Genomic DNA, 18,279 nt, shown 5'->3' with positions numbered 1-18,279 from the left:
AAAGTGTATTTGGAACAACCAAACATTACTTTAAGCGCCGCGAATCTCATCTTTTCAAGGCAACAGAGTGACAAACGGAAAGATCAACAGCCCCTAATCTTTCTATATGTTATACAATGGGGGGATTATACGTAAGTCTTATTATTTTAGTTGATAAAAATGTGACAGAATATTTAGAGCGCTTTACCACCTTCAAAAACAAAAAAACCAGCTTGCAAGCTGGTTTTTAACTCGTTGAAAACTATATTTTTAAATAGAGAATGAAGAGCCACAACCACAGGTTGTTGTTGCATTTGGGTTAGTGACTAAAAAGCGACTACCTTCTAAACCTTCGGTGTAGTCTACCTCACCACCGACAAGGTATTGCAAACTCATTGGGTCGACAACAAGTGTCACGCCTGATTTTTCAACGGTCATATCGCCGTCGTTAACTTTCTCATCGAAAGTAAAGCCGTATGAGAAACCTGAACAACCACCACCTGTTACGTAAACACGCAGTTTTAATTCTGGGTTTTCTTCTTCAGTGATCAGCGATAAGACTTTGCTTGCGGCTGCATCAGTAAATTTAATCGGTAATTGTGTGGCTGACATCTGCTTTCTTAACTTCAGGAATTCATTAGGGGCGAATTATCTTAAACCTGACTAATTTAATCAAGTATTTGTCGCATTAAGCTTGTAAAATTTTGCTACCGCTTAGACGCTATTCTTATAATGAAAGGATTTGTTGCCATTGATAATTTTGGTCAATGCTATGATATTTCTGCCATTTTCCCTTAGGAAGGATAACTGAAACATCTAATTGCTCAGCACTAAACTCTTCTGGCAGAGTAAATTCACCTTCGAGTATTTGGAAGTACTGTAAGCTAAATGACCGTTGCTTTTTGTCGATATTGGCAAGTTTAGATAAATCAATACGTGCTGGCTTTTGGCTTTGACTACCTTTTAATGACAACTCAATGTAGCCTTTTGCATAACGTTTATTGGCTTGCTGCTGAACAAGAATAACTTGATAACGATAATGATTATGGCTTTGTGTTGGCGTAATAATCACATTATCAATCACTAACCCGTCTGCTTGCTTTTCTGGCGCCATGACTTTTTCATAAAAAGCGAGTTCTTTTTTAATAGCAAAGTGCTCTGCTTGTAACGCTCTTAGTGAAGTGGCCGCTTGTTCGCTTGCAAGCTTTTCTACTTCCAATTCAACCAACAAGGTATTAATTCTAGACGCTTGATCTTGTTGAATTTGATAGAGGTTATTCAACCGACTGGCTTGATTCTCGATGGTTTTAACTTGATAGTTATTATAGTAGTTACCTAAGCGATAACCACTGAAGATGCTGACTGCAATTAACGACAGTAGAAGCAATGCCGAACGAAATGGTCCTAACCTTTCTACAACAACACTAAGATTTATTTTTGCTAACCAATTCATTATTAACGTATTATGTAACTAACTTCGATATGCCAACAGCAAGGCATTAATAAACACCTATGAAACCTGTTAGCGCTTTTAAAAAACGTTTAGCTTTACCGCAAACTTCATGGCAACTATGTTTACTTGCCATATTTGGCGGCTTTTTTGCTGCGCTACTAATTATACTTTTTACTCTGACTATTGATGGCCTAGAGGAGCTTTTTAAGTATCAAGTTGGCCAGTATATCAGCTTTGATGCACTAAGTCGTTTTTTAATCCCTATTGCAGGTGTTTCACTGATTTTAGCTATGTCTTGGCTAACAGGGTATCAATATATTCGTTCTGGTATTCCCTTTGTTCTGCACCGTTTAAAGATAGCTTACGGTGTTATTCCCTTTAGAAATACACTCAATCAGTTTTGGGGCGGAGCGGTTGCTTTAGCGGCTGGATTTTCTGTTGGTAGAGAGGGGCCTGCCGTTCATATTGGTGCTGCAGGTGCAAGTTATGTAGGTAATAAGCTCAACTTACCTTACAATAGTATACGAACACTTTGTGCTAGCGGCATAGCCGCTGCTATCGCTGCAACCTTCAACACCCCGATTGCGGCGGTAATGTTTGTTATGGAGGTCATTTTACGGGAATACAAAATTCATATTTTCATCCCGATCATGCTTGCGTCAATCATTGGCTCTATGGTGACAAGTAGCGTTTATGGCCCAGTACTTGAGTTTGATTTTTTCTCAATCTTGTCCCTCGACCATTCAATATTTCCGTATTTGGTCTTGCTCGGTATTCTTCTTGGGGCATTAGCTTCAGCCTTTAATCACTCTCTTATTTATATTCTTGATAAATTTAAACGTTGGCCAATAGTCATTCGATTAGGCCTTGCCGCCATCATTACTGGGCTTTTTGCGTTATTTGCCCCTGTGACCATCGACCCTTTACATTCTGAAGTTTCCCTTGCTTTAGGGTTGGACATTAATGAACAGTGGAAAATTATCTGCTATTTGCTGATCGCTAAAATATTAATGACATTATTTGCCATCGGCCTTGGTATACCCGGTGGGATGATAGGTCCAATTTTAGCTATTGGTGCGCTAACAGGCATTACCATGTCGATAGCTATTGGGCCATTTATTGATATACCAAACGTAGCAAATGACATGGCACTGATGGGTATGGCGGGGTTTATGGCGGCAACCTTAAATGCTCCGTTAGCGGCTTTATTAGCCGTTGTTGAATTGTCGAACCAATTAGAAGTTGTTGTACCTGCGATGATCGTCATTTCAACTGCATGTTTAATTTCAGGGCAATTTTTTAATAACCGTTCTATATTTATCATGCAATTAAACTTGCAAAACTTACCTTATCGCAAACCACCGTTAGAGACTTCTCTTCAACGTATTGGTGTTATCGGTATAATGCAGGAACGGTTGAAAGTTCTGATGTTGGATCGTGGTTCAGCACAACAAGAAGCACTGACAACATCGTTAGAAGAGTATGTCGTTAGCCAGGAACAAGATCAGGAAGGCCATATTCATTATTATTGGCACCAGCATTTAGTTATTAATAACGTCAGTCAAATTGATACCTATCAACTCAAGCCAATCTCTTCTCAAGCTACACTAGCAGAAGCTTACCTAGCGTTAAAAACAGAACGCTGTGGTGGCGTATATATTTATCAACAAGAAAAAGCTAACATTATTGGCATGATTAGTTTTGAACAAATTCGTAGTTATTTACACGAAGGGAAACTCACCTAATGACAACATTGCTCTGGCTTAAAGCCTTCCACGTTATTTTTATGGTTGCTTGGTTTGCAGGCATTTTTTACCTACCTAGGTTGTTTGTAAATCATGCAGAAACCGACAACCAAGCAGTTGCTGAGCATTTAAAAGGCATGGAAAAACGATTGCTTTATTTTGTGACACCTTTTGGTATTCTAACAGTGCTTTTAGGCATCGCACTGATCCACTTTTATGGCATGGCTTGGTTTGCAGCCAGCCACTGGTTACACATTAAAGTAACCTTGGTAGTACTATTAATTGGCTACCATATTTATTGTTTTAAGCTACTTAAAACCTTTGCTGAAGATAAAAACACACGCTCAGGTCGCTTCTATCGAATTTTTAATGAAGTCCCTGTTCTTATTTTGTTTGCTATCATTATCTTGGTTTATTTAAAACCAACTTTTTCATAACAAAAAGCCCGCTATAAAACGGGCTTGTTTTCGCCAGTTATTTTCTAATTTACTCAGAATCAGGCGCTTTAGGTGAAACTGACTCTTCAGCTACCGGCTGGTTTGTTGGCGCAGCTAATTCGCTTTTCCATGTTAAGTCAGGCAATTCACCAAAGACAATTTCAGCTGGCGATGCATCGGCACTTGTACCACCTTTTCGGTTAGCCCAAATCACTTTACCGCTGTTAGAATCTACCAATGCAACATCAATAAAAGCACCTTCAGTTGCTTGAATTGGTACAACAGCACCCAAGGTCAAAACACCAACTAAGACACTGGACGCAACATCTTTCGCTATCATCCCGCTTGATTTCTCAAAACCTGTATATTGAACAAGAAGTGCGGCATCTGCGCCGGTTTTATCTGCAATGATATTTAATGCGCTGCCTAAACTAGCCTGAAAGTTTGACTTTTCTTTTTCTGAAACTAATCCTTGCTCATAAAGCTCGCCCTTTGCTGCTTCCCACGCTTCTTTAGCTTGCGTAATTGCGTAAGCAAATTCTTCATCTTCTTCAAACGCTTTAGCAAAATCGAACTCGATAACTTGAAGTGATTCATTTTCTAATTTTAATTCAGCGATAGATTCAATCTGACTTTTGATTAACGCTGACTTTTCTTCTAGTGGTGTATTATCACCGTCAAAATTAATTTGCTCAATTTCAACCTGAGCTGGCAATATAACTACCGACTGAACATTCTTCGCTACCGTTTCAAAATCTTGGTGGTGACGAACGGTAGTTTGCGCACAACCAGTAACCACGAGTACCGTAAAAACGACAACTAGTTTATTTAGCTTAGAAAGCATTTTTTATCCCTTTAAATTATCTATTAATGAGTTGATATAACGACGATCTTTAATACCATCGTATGATAAATATTGTTGTAAGTATGACTTTGCTTGATTAACGTCTTGCTGATCTAGCGCGAGTAGGCCTAGCCCTTTATATGGCAGGCTCAACGTACTATTTAACTCGGTGGCCTTTTCAAAGTATTGTTTAGACGACGCGATATAACCTGAATTGCCTTCCGAGAGTTTTTCAATTAAATCGTCATCAAAATCTTCATCATAAAGCCAAGCATACTCTTTTGCGTAGGCTCTGGTTTCAGAAGATTTTAACCGGTTTGCCTCACCAAGATAGTAGTATAGAAGCGCATTATCAGGGCTGATCTCTAATTCACGCTTTGCTATGTCTGCAGCCAATTCAAACTGCTTGTTACGCAAACGGGTTTTGATCACTAATTCAGTTAACGACGAGCGGAAATCTTCATAATCTGGATGGCTGCTGACGTGCTCTGTTACTTGCCAATTCATCGCAGATATTTTTTCTCGCCCGGCTTTAGCGCGAGTGCTTATATCTGGATGTGAACTCCAAATTGAGCCAAGCTCTTTACCGTGTTTTTCTAAAACAAGCTTCTCAATTGCAGTAATCCCTTTATTCAAGTCGTAATCAGACTCTGCAAGATACTCAATGGCTAGTGAATCAGCCTCTTCTTCCATTTGACGACTAAAAGACGCTAAATCGCTAATCGCTGCAAAGTAGATTAAGCCAGTGCCCATAAAAATCAAATCAACCACATGAGAACTTACGACCGTTTGTTTTCTATCAAGTAACTTAATTAAGCCATGGCGCTCTACTACGTGGGCCATTTCATGTGCCATCACTAAAGCCAATTCATCTTCAGATGCTAGTTGATTAATTAGGCCAGCATTGAGGTATATATTGCCGTTGGGTAACGCAAAAGCATTGAGTGATGAGTCTCGTAAAATAAAGTAAGAAATATCGATATGCGCATCAAAGTCAGGCTCGATTTTTTTCGCCATATGAGCAATATAGTCATTTGCTGCTTTATTTCGAACAATTAAACCTTGTTTAACTAAATCGTTGTGAAGTTTATTAGAACGAGCAATTAAGGTTTGCTCTTCTTCTGATATAACGAACTGTTCGGGCCTATTCGTTAAAGATTGAACATCTTTTTTATTGATTGTACTGCCACATCCGAGCAAATAAAGCGGTAGCAAAAACGCTAATACACGCATCTTATTCCCTAGTTTTTATTATTTTTATTTGTATTTAATACAGCCAATATTAACAATTTTTATACATATAAACAACCGAATAAACAAACTAGAGTTAACGACTTAAACTGATCCAGTAACGTGGCTCTCGAAGCAGTTGTTGAGACTTTTCAGAGAGATTAGGGTTTGTGAATATAAATATTTTTCGTTGCTGAATTTTAGCTAACTGAATAACATCTTTAGTCACGGGATGATGAAGAACAAGTGAATCCAAACTACCGTCAGCTATGGCGGATTCCAAGCCGTAGGCTATTCGTTCAGATAAGCGCGTATTCTCTCTATTAACAAAGAAATAGAAAGGGGCGGGATAACGAATAAGAATGTTTTCTTCAACAGTCAAATCAGGCATATCCGCTATTTCAATCCATGGTTCATGTATGGCTCTCGGAAAGTAATCAAACCTTCTTTTTTGTAACATATCTAATAATTTATGCGCACCACCTTCAACAACGTTAATGCCATTATGTTGCAAGATAATGCTATCTGGCCCATCATGCCTTTTAGTAAAGGAACATATATCGCTTGAAGCCGCTTCTCTAGCTCTTGACTAGTCACTCGCCACGTTACGTCAATCCCTTGGTTCAATTGCACCATGATCGACGTTCGACCTTGAGGCATTTCAAACACCACAGGTACAAGTTCATAGTCACCATATTTATCGATAGATTTTTCCATAGCGAGGTCAAGCAAGTCGATATAATAAGCCTGCTTAGGATCAGGAAACTTCTTCGAAATATTGTAATTAACGACGTCTTTTGCCTGAGCACCAAACAAGGCAGTAATTAATAGCAAAAAAATTGACCTAGTGAACGCCTTCAAAACGTAAACCTTCAAAACTAATCTATATAAATCAGAGTATAGTTGATATTGCCACAAGCGCAGGCTTCAGCACCGGACCATTCTCATCTATGGTTTTATATGCTATATTTCGCCGCGATTTTACGCCGCTCTTGAAAGCTAAAATCTGAATAAATTAGATTTATGAATATGCAGTTGAGTTTCCTATACATGATCAGTTGTGCAGCTAATTAATAGCCGCAAGTATTAGACAATAAATAGGTTAACCCACTGGGTAAATTAATTGCCAAATGTTAGGCACATCAATAATTTATAAGCGAACAAATATGCAAAAATCATCAGAACTCTTTGAATCAGCAAAAAATATCATCCCAGGTGGTGTTAACTCACCTGTGCGTGCATTTAATGGTGTTGGTGGCGAACCATGCTTTATTGAAAAGGCAGATGGCGCCTATATTTTTGATGCCGATGGTAACAAATATATTGATTATGTCGGTTCATGGGGACCAATGATTTTAGGCCACAATCACCCTGTTATTAAGAAAGCCGTTATTGAAACAGCTGAAAATGGTTTAAGTTTTGGTGCACCAACAGCACTAGAAATTACCATGGCAGAAAAAGTACGTGAACTTGTACCATCAATGGAAAAGTTGCGCATGGTAAGCTCAGGTACCGAAGCAACGATGTCTGCTATTCGCTTAGCGCGTGGTTACACTGGTCGAGACAAAATCCTTAAATTCGAAGGCTGTTATCATGGCCATGCTGATTCATTATTAGTAAAAGCAGGTTCAGGTGCATTAACCTTAGGTGTACCAAGCTCGCCAGGCATTCCTGAATCATTCGCAGAGCATACGCTTACCGTAAGCTTTAACAAACTAGACGAAGTTAAAGCGATTTTTGAAAAATTAGGTGACCAAATTGCTTGTATTATCGTAGAGCCAGTAGCCGGTAACATGAACTGTATTCCGCCGGTTGAGGGCTTTTTGGAAGGCCTTCGTGATATTTGTGATCAATATAAAAGTGTATTGATTTTTGACGAAGTAATGACAGGTTTTCGTGTTGCATTAGGCGGCGCACAAGCTTTCTACAATATTAAACCAGACCTAACTACCTTAGGTAAGGTTATCGGTGGCGGTATGCCAGTTGGTGCGTTCGGTGGTAAAGCCGAAATCATGGATTTTATTGCGCCGGTTGGTCCCGTTTATCAAGCAGGTACATTATCAGGTAATCCAATTGCTATGGCAGCAGGTTTGGCCTCATTAAATGAATTATCAACTGGCGATAAACATACTCAACTTGCTAAAGCCACTGAAAAGCTAGCGATGGGCTTTAAAGCGGCAGCTGAGCGCAATGGCGTAAGTTTAAGTATTAATTATGCTGGTGCAATGTTTGGCTTTTTCTTTACTGATGAAAAAACAGTAACCACTTACCAACAAGCGACTGAGTGCGATGCTGATAAGTTTAAACGCTTCTTCCATTTCATGTTAGATGAAGGCGTATACCTCGCACCTTCTGCGTTTGAAGCAAGCTTCCTGTCAACGGCACATACAGATGACAAAATCGAAGCGACACTTGCTGCAGCTGATCGTTGTTTTGCTAAATTATAAGTCGTTAAAGCTTAGTTAAACCTAGCAGTAACGAAGTCAAAGGCAGCGTTTTTACGTTGCCTTTTTTATTCCCCGTTTTTCTTGCCAAAGAGTCGTTCAAACCACGATTTTTTCTTTTTTTCCTTTGGCTCTTCAGCACGTTGTTGCCTTTTTCCACAGGTTAATCCTTCGGCGACACTTTCACTAAATACTAGGTGTTGCGTACTGTTTTTACATGGTTGCCCATAGAGGGTGCCATCTTCGTCATCAAACCACCCTAAGGTGACATCTTCGTGGTATTGCTCTGATAAACTCTGCGTACCAACTTTTTTCATAAATTCACTGAACAAGACTAATGCGCCGCTACTGCCCGTTAAGGAAGTTGGTTGGTTGTTATCTTTACCAACCCAACTCGTGACTAAATAGCGATCATCATAACCGACAAACCAAGTATCACGTTGATCATTGGTCGTGCCCGTTTTACCGCCAATATTGACGTTTTTTAAACGCCAAGTGAGTGAGCGTGCACTGCCTTTTTTCGCGATGCTTTGCAGGCCATAATCAATTAATTGGCCTGCTTGAGATGATAAAATGACGGCTTCTTTAGCTCTATGCTGATAAAGCGTTTCACCGAATTGCGATAGCACTTGTGAAACGGCATAGGTTTGGCGATAAACACCTTTGGTCGCAAATGTAACGTATACTTGATTAATGTCATAAGGTGTCATGTTTATTGCACCAAGTAACATTGAAGGACGCAATTCAAGCTCACCTTCAGGATAACCAAAAGAATACAATGCACTGGCGACATTCTCTAAGCCAAGTGTCATGCCTAGATTCACCGTTGGTACGTTTAAGGAATAAATAAGCGCATCAAATAAACTAACTTTTTCTCTAAACTTCCCGTCATAGTTTTTTGGACGCCACTCTTGACCACTATCGCTAACTAAAACCAATGGTTTATCAGCGAGCATCGTCCCGTAATGGTATTGTTGATAACGCTCTAGAGCAGCGGCAAAAATAACAGGTTTAATTAGAGAACCGATTTGTCTTTTAGCCGACAGCGCACGGTTAAAGCCGGCATATCCCAGAGATTTACCGCCTGATAAAGCGACAATTTCACCCGTACGAAAATCCGTTACGATCATCGCCGCCTGCAAATTTTTCTGATTTCGCTCAGTTTCAAGTTTCGCTAGGCTTGTATCGAGTGTTTGTGACAAATATTGCTGACTTACCACATCAAACCCGGTAAATACTTTAATACCCGATTGCAACGCATCTTCAGGTAAGACATTTCTCAACTCTTGTTTAACAAGTTGCAGATAGTCAGGGTATTTTTGCTTGCTAATACGTCTATTTTCTCGCACCGATAATGCAGAATTAATAGCAAATTGGTATTCTTGTTGCTCAATAATATGTGCTTGAAACATGATCTTAAGCACTAAATTACGACGCTTTAGCGCTCGCTCAGGGTAACGCCACGGATCGTAGTAGCTCGGCCCTTTAACTTGAGCAACCAGCATTGCCATTTGGTTCGCTGATAGTTGGTTTATCGACTTGCCAAAATAGAAATCTGACGCTAAACCAAAACCATAAATACCATTAGCGTAATGTTGGCCAAGGTAAACTTCGTTCATGTAAGCTTCTAGCAACTGATCTTTGCTGTAACGGTATTCTAAAATCAGTGACATTAGCGCTTCATTGACTTTTCGCCACAATGTTTTGTCACGGGTCAAATACATATTTTTAACCAATTGCTGGGTTAAAGTAGAGCCCCCTTGCACGGTGCGCCCGGCTATAACGTTGGCATAAAGTGCACGTAAAATACCAAGCGGCGAAATCCCTTTATGAAAATAAAAATCTCGATCTTCCACTAACAGCAAGGTATCTATCAGTTGCTCAGGTATTTCCTGCAATGGCGTTATCACGCGATCTTCATTGCTTTTAGGGACGATTCGGTCGATGAGAACAGGCTCTAATACTGCAACATCTGCAGGCTGACTATCATGGTAAATTTCACGGACTTTACCGCCAATGACATCGATGGTGATTTTTACTGGTGCATCGTCAATCTTGGCTAAACTTGGTTCAATTTGACGACGATAAATGATGATACGACGACTCGAGGTAGCATATTCACCTGGTCGTTCAACGTTTGATACTTTTTGGTAATTATTAAGCTTGAGCGCCTTGCTTAGCGCTTTTATTGACACAATATCATTACGATAAAAAACGGGTGTTTTACTGAATACTTGAATAGGGACTTGCCAGCGTTGCCCTTCAAATTTATCGCGTACCTTGGCATCTAAATAAATACAGTAAAAGCCAATAAGCACTATGCCAATAAACAGTAATTTAAAAAGCAGCCAAAACAGCTTTTTCCACGAAAAGCGTGGCAGTTTACTTTTTTCTGAAGTCGAAGATGGCGTTTTAGGAGAGGCTTTCTTTTTCGGTTTTTCTGGCATCAAATAACAGTTAGACTTTTTTAATTATGCCTTCATGTTACTTGATGCTAAATAATATCGCTAACGAAAAGTGCAAGCTATAGCGCGTTCCCTTGTGCGTCGGTGGCAATAAGTACTTCACCATCTGGGTTATCATTTGTTTGGACAGCAATCCATGGGGCTATGCATTCACGTTCAGTCAAACAAGCATCAGTGAGCGATGTCAAAAAGGCGACTAAGTCAGCCACTTCATTATTACCTAATTGCACTCGGGGTAATTCTGAAACATCATCATCACGTTCTTGCTGCAGTTTATTTAAGGCATTCAACGTATTAAGACGAGCATTAGGGTATAAATTTTGACAATTATTCAGGTCTTCAAACTGTGGCAATTGGCACTATTGCTCATCTCGAACGTAATCTAATGCCTTACCTCTTGGGTTGTCATAATGATTAACGGCATCGGTTAACGTTTGGTAGCTACCAGCATACCCATACGGGGCAGTTAAACTAATATTAAGTAAACTAGACGTTCTAAAACGATAGCGTTCATCACTATTACCAGTCACGTTTTCCCGACCAAAATCGTCATCACCGGTAGCGCCGTTTCCTTTGCCTGAACCAATTTGAGGAAAAGCAACTAAATGATACCTAATTTCCTCATTCGTACTTCCAGATTAGAAATTGTCAGATTTCATTTCATCAACCGATGTCACAGGAAATTTAGCCTGCTCCGCCACGAGGTTAGTTCCTGCATTGTCATCGGCGATAGCAAAACCACTATCTGGTGTACTGATGGGCCCTATTGCTCCGTTTTGTCGTGGTTGTGCTGATAAACTCTCAACTCGAGAGTCCCAAAACAAACCTCGGTCAAATAGCCCGACATTAACCACAGTAAGGCTGTTTCTAGGTACACTTGGCAAGCCATCACTAGCAATACGTCCTATGCCAAACACGTTTATCTCGGTTGCTCTAATACCAATAAGAAAAGATTAGTCATCTGCACCAGCTAGGCTTGGATCATGACAACTAGCACAAGCGGTGTCTTTATTGCCACTCAAGCTTTTGCTAAAAAACAACTTTTTCCTAATTGGGCGCCTGGATCGTCGATTGAAGGAAGGTTTAGGCCGGCATTAAGGGAATTGTCTAAATCGAGCTCTTGGATAAGCGCTAATAAGCGCTCATCATGTTCTGTTAATTCAGGAACGACCACCGTGTAATCATCGCTGCCTTGAACAATAGGAATATCCATTTGTACAGTGTCTTCAGATGTTGAACCACCACAACCTGAAAGAATAAACCCTGTACATACCATTAACGCATTAGCACTACCCGATGAGAAATACTTCGATAACTGAGTAACCATTTTCATTTCTCCAATAAACGTCTTGCAACAAGCCTAAAAGACAATAATGAAAACATTTAGTAAGAAATAAGGAAAAACTGTGCAAATGACACCAAAAGTACCAGTTCAAATAGGCTAGATGAATGCCACACCTACCGCACAAAACACCTAGTTCATTGATTAATCGTTATATTTGTATATTTAATACTGGAAAGGCTATCACCATTAAAACCAATACGGCTTTAAACAAATAGATTTATAACTCACATATATTTTTTGGTTCGATTAGTTGGCTCGGCATTGGCAGGATCATCAGGCCAAAAATGTTTAGGGTATTTTGCCTTCATCTCTTTTTGTACCGCACGGTAACTACCTTGCCAAAAATTAGTTAAATCACCGGTCACTTGAATAGGCCTGTTGGCCGGCGACATCAGTTCTAAAACGAGACCAACACCTTTGCCATGACTGTGATCACCTATTTGTGGCGATTGGCTCAAGCCGTAAATTTCCTGCATTGGCAAAGACACTTTAGGTGGGTTTTCTAAATCGTAGGTTATAGGGCATTTCCTACCAGTAGGGCCAACATAGTAGGTTGGTGCAGTATTGTTCAGTATTTGTTGTTGCTGATAATTCAATAGCTGCATTAAAAGCTCGGCCAAATTAAGCTTGTTTAAGGCTTTTTTACTAACGCACTTACCTGCATACGGTAATAGCCAAATGTCCAGATTTTCGAGCAAATAGTCCTCACTAAGTTCTGGCAGTTGCAGGTGAGATTGATATCGGTTTAACCATTGCCAGCGAAGCTTGAGTTGCCTTGACTCTGCAGACCAAAGCAACCAATCAAAACCATGCTTCAATAATTCTCTATGCCATAAATCCGCAACAATTTCTGTCGTTAACGTTTGGCTTTGCGATTGCCTGGCAACAACAAGCTCGCCAACTAACTGACAATTATGCGCACTAATTTTATCCAGTGAACTGTCATAGCTGCAAACCGCTTTAGTGCTAATAGGCGCTAGTTGCCATGCTTCAATATCTTGAAAACTCAATGACTCCGCAATACGAACCGTTAGCCTTTGTTCAACTTGTGAGAGCTGTGCAACCGCAATGTATTGGTTATCACACAATGGATCATCTTCAGCTAAAAGGTAGCCTTTATTGTAAATGGAAACAAAATTTCCTTGCTGATTTCTCGCTTTCGCTATTCGCTCAGGGTAAGCACAGGCAACCAATACGCCGAGTAGATGCAACGGTAACTGTTCAGGCTTCGAGGCGCTTTGCTTACTATAACCAGTAAACAATTGATTAGTCTGTTTTAATACAAAAGGAAATCGTTTATTGCCATGCTCAAAAAGGTAACTAATCCGAGCTAAAAGGCTGACATTTGAGTGCCCTTTTTGCCAAGCAAAGACATCTTTATGCTCAAGCATACTTGCTACCAAACACGCCAAATAAGTTGCACCCTCTTCACCATTGCGCTCTGCGCTATTTGCCTGCTCAATCATATGGGCAAAACGAGGGTGACACGACAATTTTGCACACGCTTGGCCATGTGATGTTAGCCTACGATGACTGTCAACGATTGCGAGTTGTTCAAGAGACTGCCACGCACCTTGTTCAGTATGAGGTTTGGGTAGCGTAAGCATGGGTAATTGCTTTAAAGAGCAAACGCCCCAGCGACTCGCTTCAAGCGCTACCGGTATAAGGTCCGTTTGTAATATTGGTAAATTGGCCTGTTTCGCCATACGCTCAAAATCATGGTGGCTGTATAGCCGAATACATTGACCGGCCATTGTGCGCCCTGCGCGACCAGCGCGTTGAATTGCCGACGCCTGACTGATACGCGTTTGTGATAGACGATTGGTTTGTGTATTTTGGTCAAAGACGGCTTGCTTTTCATAGCCAGAATCAATCACCAGATTGACTCCATCAATTGTCAAACTCGTTTCTGCAATATTAGTCGCAAGAACAACTTTACTCTGCCCTTCAAGCGGCGCAGTTATAGCCTGTTGTTGAGCATCTAGCGTCATGTCACCAAATAATGTTTTCACCAAGACGGTGGGTAACGCGTTAGATAAGTGTTCAGCGACAAACTCTATATCTGCTCTGCCAGGCAAAAAAACTAAAACACACCCAACATGATGTTGGCATGCACGAATAATACTTTGCGATGCATGCTCTCGCCAATAACCTTGAGATGGAACCGATTGGTAACTGATACTGACATCAAACATTTTACCTTCGCTAACCAAAACATTGGCATCAGGTAACTGACCTTGTAACTCCTCACTTGATAACGTTGCTGACATTAACAAGAGTGTTAAATCATCTCGCAAGCCAAGCTGAATATCCCTAGCTAAGGCAAATGCTAAATCAGCTTGTGCTGAACGTTCGTGAAATTCATCAAAAACAATACACGAAACCCCTGACAATTCAGGATCCTGCTGAATCATCTTGATCAAGACCCCTTCAGTGATCACCTCTAAACGAGTATTTTTGCCAATTTTTGTATCATTTCGCAGGCGATAGCCCACTTGCTGCCCTGCAGACTCACCAAGTTGATTCGCTAAGTATTGCGCTATATTTTTTGCCGCGACGCGTCGAGGTTGAAGCAATAGTATGCGCCCTGACGCATGCTCAGCTAATAGCCACAAGGGTAAGACTGTTGATTTACCAGCACCTGGAGGCGCCACAAGTATTGTCAACAAGTGCTCTTTTAAGCTTGATAGTAAAGGTTGTTTTATTGATTCTATCGGAAACACGGCTTGCCTCATGATTAATGAAGGCATAGTCTACCAAAATCCGTTTGCAAATTGTTGATTGGAATGAAGTATGGCTCGTATGTTTATTGCGCTAGACATCTCTAACGATGATAAGAAGGCAATTGCGAATATTCAGCAACAAGTTTTAATGCCGAATGCACGTGTTATTCCTTGGCAAAATTTTCATTTGACCTTGCACTTCCTTGGCAATATCAAACCTGAAACGCAATTAATACTGACTCAGAAAATTAATCAATTTGTTGCTGAGATAAAACCTGAACGTTTTAGCTATTGTTTAACGAACATTGCATTATTTCGTAAACCCCAAGTTGCATATTTTGGTATTGACCATGACGTCCCTCATTTATTCTCACTGGAGCAACAATTAGGGGCTATAACATCAAATCTTGGCTTTAAAAGTCAGCACGACGGTTTCACCCCACACGTGAGTATTTTTCGCAAAGCAAAGGAGATACCTCGAAGCAGTATAAATGATAGGTTTGAATACTTACTCTCTGCGACTAGCTTTAGCCTTTACCAATCAACATCAACAAATAATGGCGAAAAATATACAGCTAGCCACACTTGGCCCCTAAGTTAATCAACTGATTTATAAAGTTTTTAATATTTGCTAAATTTGAAAAACCTGCTTACTTGGCAAGTCTAATAAAACTTGGTATTCCTAATATCCGCTTAAAATAGCGTTATTCGTTAAGCTCAAGGAGACACTATGAACGATCATACATACAAGATAACAGCACAGGATAATATCTTATTTGTTGACGCATCAGGCCCTTTTGATTTCGATACTATGCTGCAATATAAGTCAGAAACCTTAGAGGCGATAGAAAAGCTTAAACACGAGCCATGGGGTTGTATCGCTTGTTTTCATGGTAGTGGGGTATTTTCACCTGAAGCGGAAGAAGAGCTTGTTTTATTGACCCGAGAAAGAATGCGTAAAAACATGGCAGCGCTTGCCACTGTTATACAAGACAGTAGGCAAGCCGACATTCAACAAATGCAATTAAGTCGCGTATATGAAAGCTGTAATACCAAATATCATATTTTTAGCGACGTAAAAGCAGCAAAAACATGGCTTGCCAACTATTTAAAAAAGCAACCCAATTAACTCTCTTTCATCATTTTTGCAATGGTAGCGATGCCTAATCCAGTCGCACCTGCTGCCCATAAACCATTGCTTGAAGCATTGTATGCCGCAGCAATGTCTAAATGAACCCAACCTTTACCTTCATTAGGAACAAAACGTGACAAGAAGCCAGCGGCATTACTTGCACCACCGGCGCCACCACCTTTTTGTGTTGTTGAGTTAGCCGTATCGGCAAATGCTGACGGGCATTTATTTTGATGCCATGGCTCTAAAGGTAATTGCCAGATTGGTTCATTTGTTTCACTAGCCGCTTGTTTAGTTTTGGTAGCCAAGTCTTCATCTAGCGTAAACATTGCAGTATATTCAGCGCCTGTGGCTAAGACCGCAGCGCCAGTTAAGGTAGCAGCATCAATAATTAAAGGAGCTCCTGTTTCACCTGCAGCCATTAAACCATCTGCAAGCACTAATCGGCCTTCTGCATCGGTATTAGCAATTTCTACCGTTATACCATTTTTATAAGTGAGAATATCACCTAGCTTGTATGCATGACCCGCAATCATATTTTCAGCACAACATAAAAAGAGTTTAGCGCGTTTAGTAAACCCTTGTTTTATTGCCAACGCAAATGCGCCAGCAACCACTGCAGCACCGCCCATGTCACATTTCATATCGAACATGCCTGCACTACTTTTTATGCTGTAGCCACCACTATCAAAGGTAATCCCTTTGCCAACAAGACAAGTTGCAACCTCAGCATTTTCATCGCCGGTAGGGTTGTAATCTACCTCTAACAAACAAGGTGGGTGCTGGCTTGCCATACCTACGTGATAAATCCCCGTCCAACCAGCTTCAACCAAAGCTTCGCCTGCAATAATTTTTCCTGTTACGGCACTTGGCGCTAATTCAGTTAAATAATTAAGGGCCTGTTTAGCTAAACTTTCAGGGTATAACTGAGCAGGCGTTTGGTTTGTTAAGTCACGACTAAACGCGTAAATATCGAGCTTTTCGCTTAAGACTTGAGCTTGGTCTCCAGTAAACTTAACCGCTGTTAATTTACCTACAGCAGTAAACCCTAAAGCAAAAGCCCACTGACTGTCTTCTTGCCAGTTTTCGCCAGATAAAATAGCCTCTTTAACGCCAAGTGATTCTATTTTTCTACCTGCGCTTTGAATTTCTCTTAAGATATACGGATTGCTTTTATCAACACAAATGAAAATATCACTACCAATAAACTGCTCGCGTTTACTTTCTTGCCAATCTTGGGCTTGAGATTCAAATGTTAAATATATTTTTGGTTGAGCTGTCGTCATACAAACGGTCCTAATTTTGCGTTCACTTCGTTGTAGAAATAAATTCGTGAAATAATTAAAAATTATCAAAAACACTTGGTTATTCACAAGATTTTAACCAATTATTGTTTATTATTAATCTAATTGCTTACAATAAACCTACATTTAATAAAGTGTCTGAACTTTTATGAAAAAATCTATGATGGCAATCAGTATTGCCTTGTTATTATCGCCAACTTTCGCTCATGCGACAATTGAAGACGCATGTGTTTTAGCGCTGTATAAAAGTGCTGACAAGACATTAACCATAGAAGATATCAGAAAGCAATGCCAGCAGGAGGCAGCTGACTCGGATATTGTTCAAGCACAAGCGGAAAGCTCTGTTTCCGCACCCAAAGTGCGAACAGGCATAATTTCAAAGCGTATTGCTGCCGAAAAACAATCAGAGTTTGAACCCTATGTAATGTCACCACACCGTATGAATTACATTATGCCAGCGTTAACAACAAACCAAGTAAACCCGGAAGCTTATAATAGAATCCCAGGATATGATGAAAACTTCGAAAAAGTTGAAACCAAGTTTCAATTAAGTTTAAAGGTACCACTTAATACGAGTGATATTTTTGTCGAAGACGATGGTTTGTTCTTTGCATTCACTATTGAAGCTTGGTGGCAAGTTTACTCGGATAATATTTCTAAACCATTTAGAGAAACCAATTATCAACCAGAGTTTTTCTATGGCTTGCCATTAAATTTAGAGTTATTCGGTGGCAACACCTATTTTCTAGTCGGTATAGAGCACCAATCTAATGGCAAATCGCAATTATTGTCTCGCAGTTGGAATAGAGCCTATATGAACTTTTTATGGGAAAAAGATGATTTTGCTTTATCGTTGCGCCCTTGGTATCGCTTAAAAGAAAATGAAAAAGCGTTTGAATTTGATCCAGATGGCGACGATAACCCAGATATTCTTGATTACATGGGGCATTACGAGCTTGGTATGGTTTATCAATGGGAAGAATTAGAATTTGGTTTTTTAGGTAGATACAACTTTAGCAGCAATAAAGGCTCTGGAGAGTTAGGTGTCACATTCCCTATCTACGGTAAGCTCAAAGGGTACGCCAACGTATTTACAGGCTATGGTGAAAGCTTAATAGACTATGATCATAATCAAACGCGTTTTGGTTTAGGTTTTGCACTTAACGATTTGCTATAAA

The 18,279-nt window shown here is 40.1% G+C and carries 20 protein-coding genes; 6 read left to right on the top strand and 14 right to left on the bottom strand.

All coding sequences use genetic code 11. The features are described from left to right. Positions 1-249 precede the first annotated feature (249 nt). Both erpA and QQK02_RS12155 read right to left on the bottom strand, forming a co-directional pair. Positions 250-591, bottom strand: a complete 342-nt coding sequence (gene erpA / locus QQK02_RS12160; protein ID WP_284208323.1) for an iron-sulfur cluster insertion protein ErpA — start codon at positions 589-591, stop codon at positions 250-252. A 115-nt stretch (positions 592-706) separates the two neighbouring features. Continuing rightward, on the bottom strand, positions 707-1,432 hold the full coding sequence (locus QQK02_RS12155; protein ID WP_284208322.1) for a DUF6776 family protein: 726 nt from the start codon (positions 1,430-1,432) through the stop codon (positions 707-709). A 59-nt stretch (positions 1,433-1,491) separates the two neighbouring features. On the opposite strand from QQK02_RS12155, the gene QQK02_RS12150 reads away from it, so the two are divergent. Both QQK02_RS12150 and hemJ read left to right on the top strand, forming a co-directional pair. Beyond that, positions 1,492-3,177: a chloride channel protein gene (locus tag QQK02_RS12150; RefSeq protein ID WP_284208321.1), complete on the top strand. Its 1,686-nt coding sequence runs from the start codon at positions 1,492-1,494 to the stop codon at positions 3,175-3,177. Beyond that, positions 3,177-3,614, top strand: coding sequence for a protoporphyrinogen oxidase HemJ (gene hemJ / locus QQK02_RS12145; protein ID WP_284208319.1), 438 nt, complete (start codon positions 3,177-3,179; stop codon positions 3,612-3,614). Before QQK02_RS12150 ends, hemJ begins: the two co-directional genes overlap by 1 nt. A gap of 49 nt (positions 3,615-3,663) precedes the next feature. Here the strand turns inward: hemJ and QQK02_RS12140 are convergent, their stop codons facing one another. From QQK02_RS12140 to QQK02_RS12125, 4 genes are all read right to left on the bottom strand, one after another. After that, a complete protein-coding gene (locus QQK02_RS12140) occupies positions 3,664-4,458 on the bottom strand; it encodes a hypothetical protein (protein ID WP_284208318.1) in 795 nt (264 codons plus the stop codon). Positions 4,459-4,461: 3 nt separating this feature from the next. Beyond that, the gene (locus QQK02_RS12135) at positions 4,462-5,691 is read right to left on the bottom strand and encodes a M48 family metalloprotease (protein WP_284208317.1); all 1,230 of its coding nucleotides are present in this window, start codon (positions 5,689-5,691) and stop codon (positions 4,462-4,464) included. A gap of 94 nt (positions 5,692-5,785) precedes the next feature. Next, positions 5,786-6,202: a type 2 periplasmic-binding domain-containing protein gene (locus QQK02_RS12130; protein ID WP_284208316.1), complete on the bottom strand. Its 417-nt coding sequence runs from the start codon at positions 6,200-6,202 to the stop codon at positions 5,786-5,788. Continuing rightward, complete coding sequence (locus QQK02_RS12125) at positions 6,151-6,522, bottom strand: hypothetical protein (protein WP_284208315.1); 372 nt, start codon at positions 6,520-6,522, stop codon at positions 6,151-6,153. Before QQK02_RS12125 ends, QQK02_RS12130 begins: the two co-directional genes overlap by 52 nt. A 332-nt stretch (positions 6,523-6,854) precedes the next feature. On the opposite strand from QQK02_RS12125, the gene hemL reads away from it, so the two are divergent. Beyond that, positions 6,855-8,135 carry a glutamate-1-semialdehyde 2,1-aminomutase gene (gene hemL / locus QQK02_RS12120; RefSeq protein WP_284208313.1) on the top strand — a complete coding sequence of 427 codons (1,281 nt, stop codon included), beginning with the start codon at positions 6,855-6,857 and terminating at the stop codon, positions 8,133-8,135. A gap of 65 nt (positions 8,136-8,200) precedes the next feature. On the opposite strand, the gene mrcB is transcribed toward hemL, so the two are convergent. From mrcB to hrpB, 7 genes are all read right to left on the bottom strand, one after another. Then, complete coding sequence (gene mrcB, locus QQK02_RS12115; protein ID WP_284208312.1) at positions 8,201-10,579, bottom strand: penicillin-binding protein 1B; 2,379 nt, start codon at positions 10,577-10,579, stop codon at positions 8,201-8,203. Between the two features lie 77 nt (positions 10,580-10,656). Beyond that, a complete protein-coding gene (locus QQK02_RS12110; RefSeq protein ID WP_284208310.1) occupies positions 10,657-10,950 on the bottom strand; it encodes a hypothetical protein in 294 nt (97 codons plus the stop codon). A 6-nt stretch (positions 10,951-10,956) separates the two neighbouring features. After that, positions 10,957-11,127 (bottom strand): hypothetical protein, encoded by a 171-nt coding sequence (locus QQK02_RS12105; protein ID WP_284208308.1) that lies wholly within the window; start codon positions 11,125-11,127, stop codon positions 10,957-10,959. Between the two features lie 108 nt (positions 11,128-11,235). Next, a complete protein-coding gene (locus QQK02_RS12100) occupies positions 11,236-11,514 on the bottom strand; it encodes a hypothetical protein (RefSeq protein ID WP_407705040.1) in 279 nt (92 codons plus the stop codon). Positions 11,515-11,550: 36 nt separating this feature from the next. Beyond that, positions 11,551-11,619 carry a hypothetical protein gene (locus QQK02_RS16435; RefSeq protein WP_407705043.1) on the bottom strand — a complete coding sequence of 23 codons (69 nt, stop codon included), beginning with the start codon at positions 11,617-11,619 and terminating at the stop codon, positions 11,551-11,553. Then, entirely contained in the window at positions 11,616-11,924 is a 309-nt protein-coding gene (locus tag QQK02_RS12095; protein ID WP_284208307.1) for a hypothetical protein, read from the bottom strand. Before QQK02_RS12095 ends, QQK02_RS16435 begins: the two co-directional genes overlap by 4 nt. 242 nt (positions 11,925-12,166) lie before the next feature. Further along, positions 12,167-14,692 (bottom strand): ATP-dependent helicase HrpB, encoded by a 2,526-nt coding sequence (gene hrpB, locus QQK02_RS12090; RefSeq protein WP_284208306.1) that lies wholly within the window; start codon positions 14,690-14,692, stop codon positions 12,167-12,169. A 43-nt stretch (positions 14,693-14,735) separates the two neighbouring features. Between hrpB and thpR the strand changes: the two genes are divergently transcribed. Beyond that, positions 14,736-15,266 carry an RNA 2',3'-cyclic phosphodiesterase gene (thpR, locus tag QQK02_RS12085; protein WP_284208305.1) on the top strand — a complete coding sequence of 177 codons (531 nt, stop codon included), beginning with the start codon at positions 14,736-14,738 and terminating at the stop codon, positions 15,264-15,266. Between the two features lie 129 nt (positions 15,267-15,395). After that, positions 15,396-15,794, top strand: coding sequence for a hypothetical protein (locus tag QQK02_RS12080; RefSeq protein ID WP_284208304.1), 399 nt, complete (start codon positions 15,396-15,398; stop codon positions 15,792-15,794). Here the strand turns inward: QQK02_RS12080 and pepB are convergent. Continuing rightward, positions 15,791-17,083, bottom strand: coding sequence for an aminopeptidase PepB (gene pepB, locus QQK02_RS12075; protein ID WP_284208303.1), 1,293 nt, complete (start codon positions 17,081-17,083; stop codon positions 15,791-15,793). The genes QQK02_RS12080 and pepB overlap by 4 nt on opposite strands. A 166-nt stretch (positions 17,084-17,249) precedes the next feature. Here pepB and QQK02_RS12070 point away from each other — a divergent pair, with 166 nt between their 5' ends. After that, the gene (locus QQK02_RS12070) at positions 17,250-18,278 is read left to right on the top strand and encodes a phospholipase A (RefSeq protein WP_284208302.1); all 1,029 of its coding nucleotides are present in this window, start codon (positions 17,250-17,252) and stop codon (positions 18,276-18,278) included. Position 18,279: the final 1 nt, after the last annotated feature.

It is taken from the genome of Thalassotalea eurytherma, from assembly GCF_030161415.1.
GTDB classification, from domain to species: domain Bacteria; phylum Pseudomonadota; class Gammaproteobacteria; order Enterobacterales; family Alteromonadaceae; genus Thalassotalea_G; species Thalassotalea_G eurytherma.
This window is presented reverse-complemented; position numbering and strand designations above follow the sequence as displayed.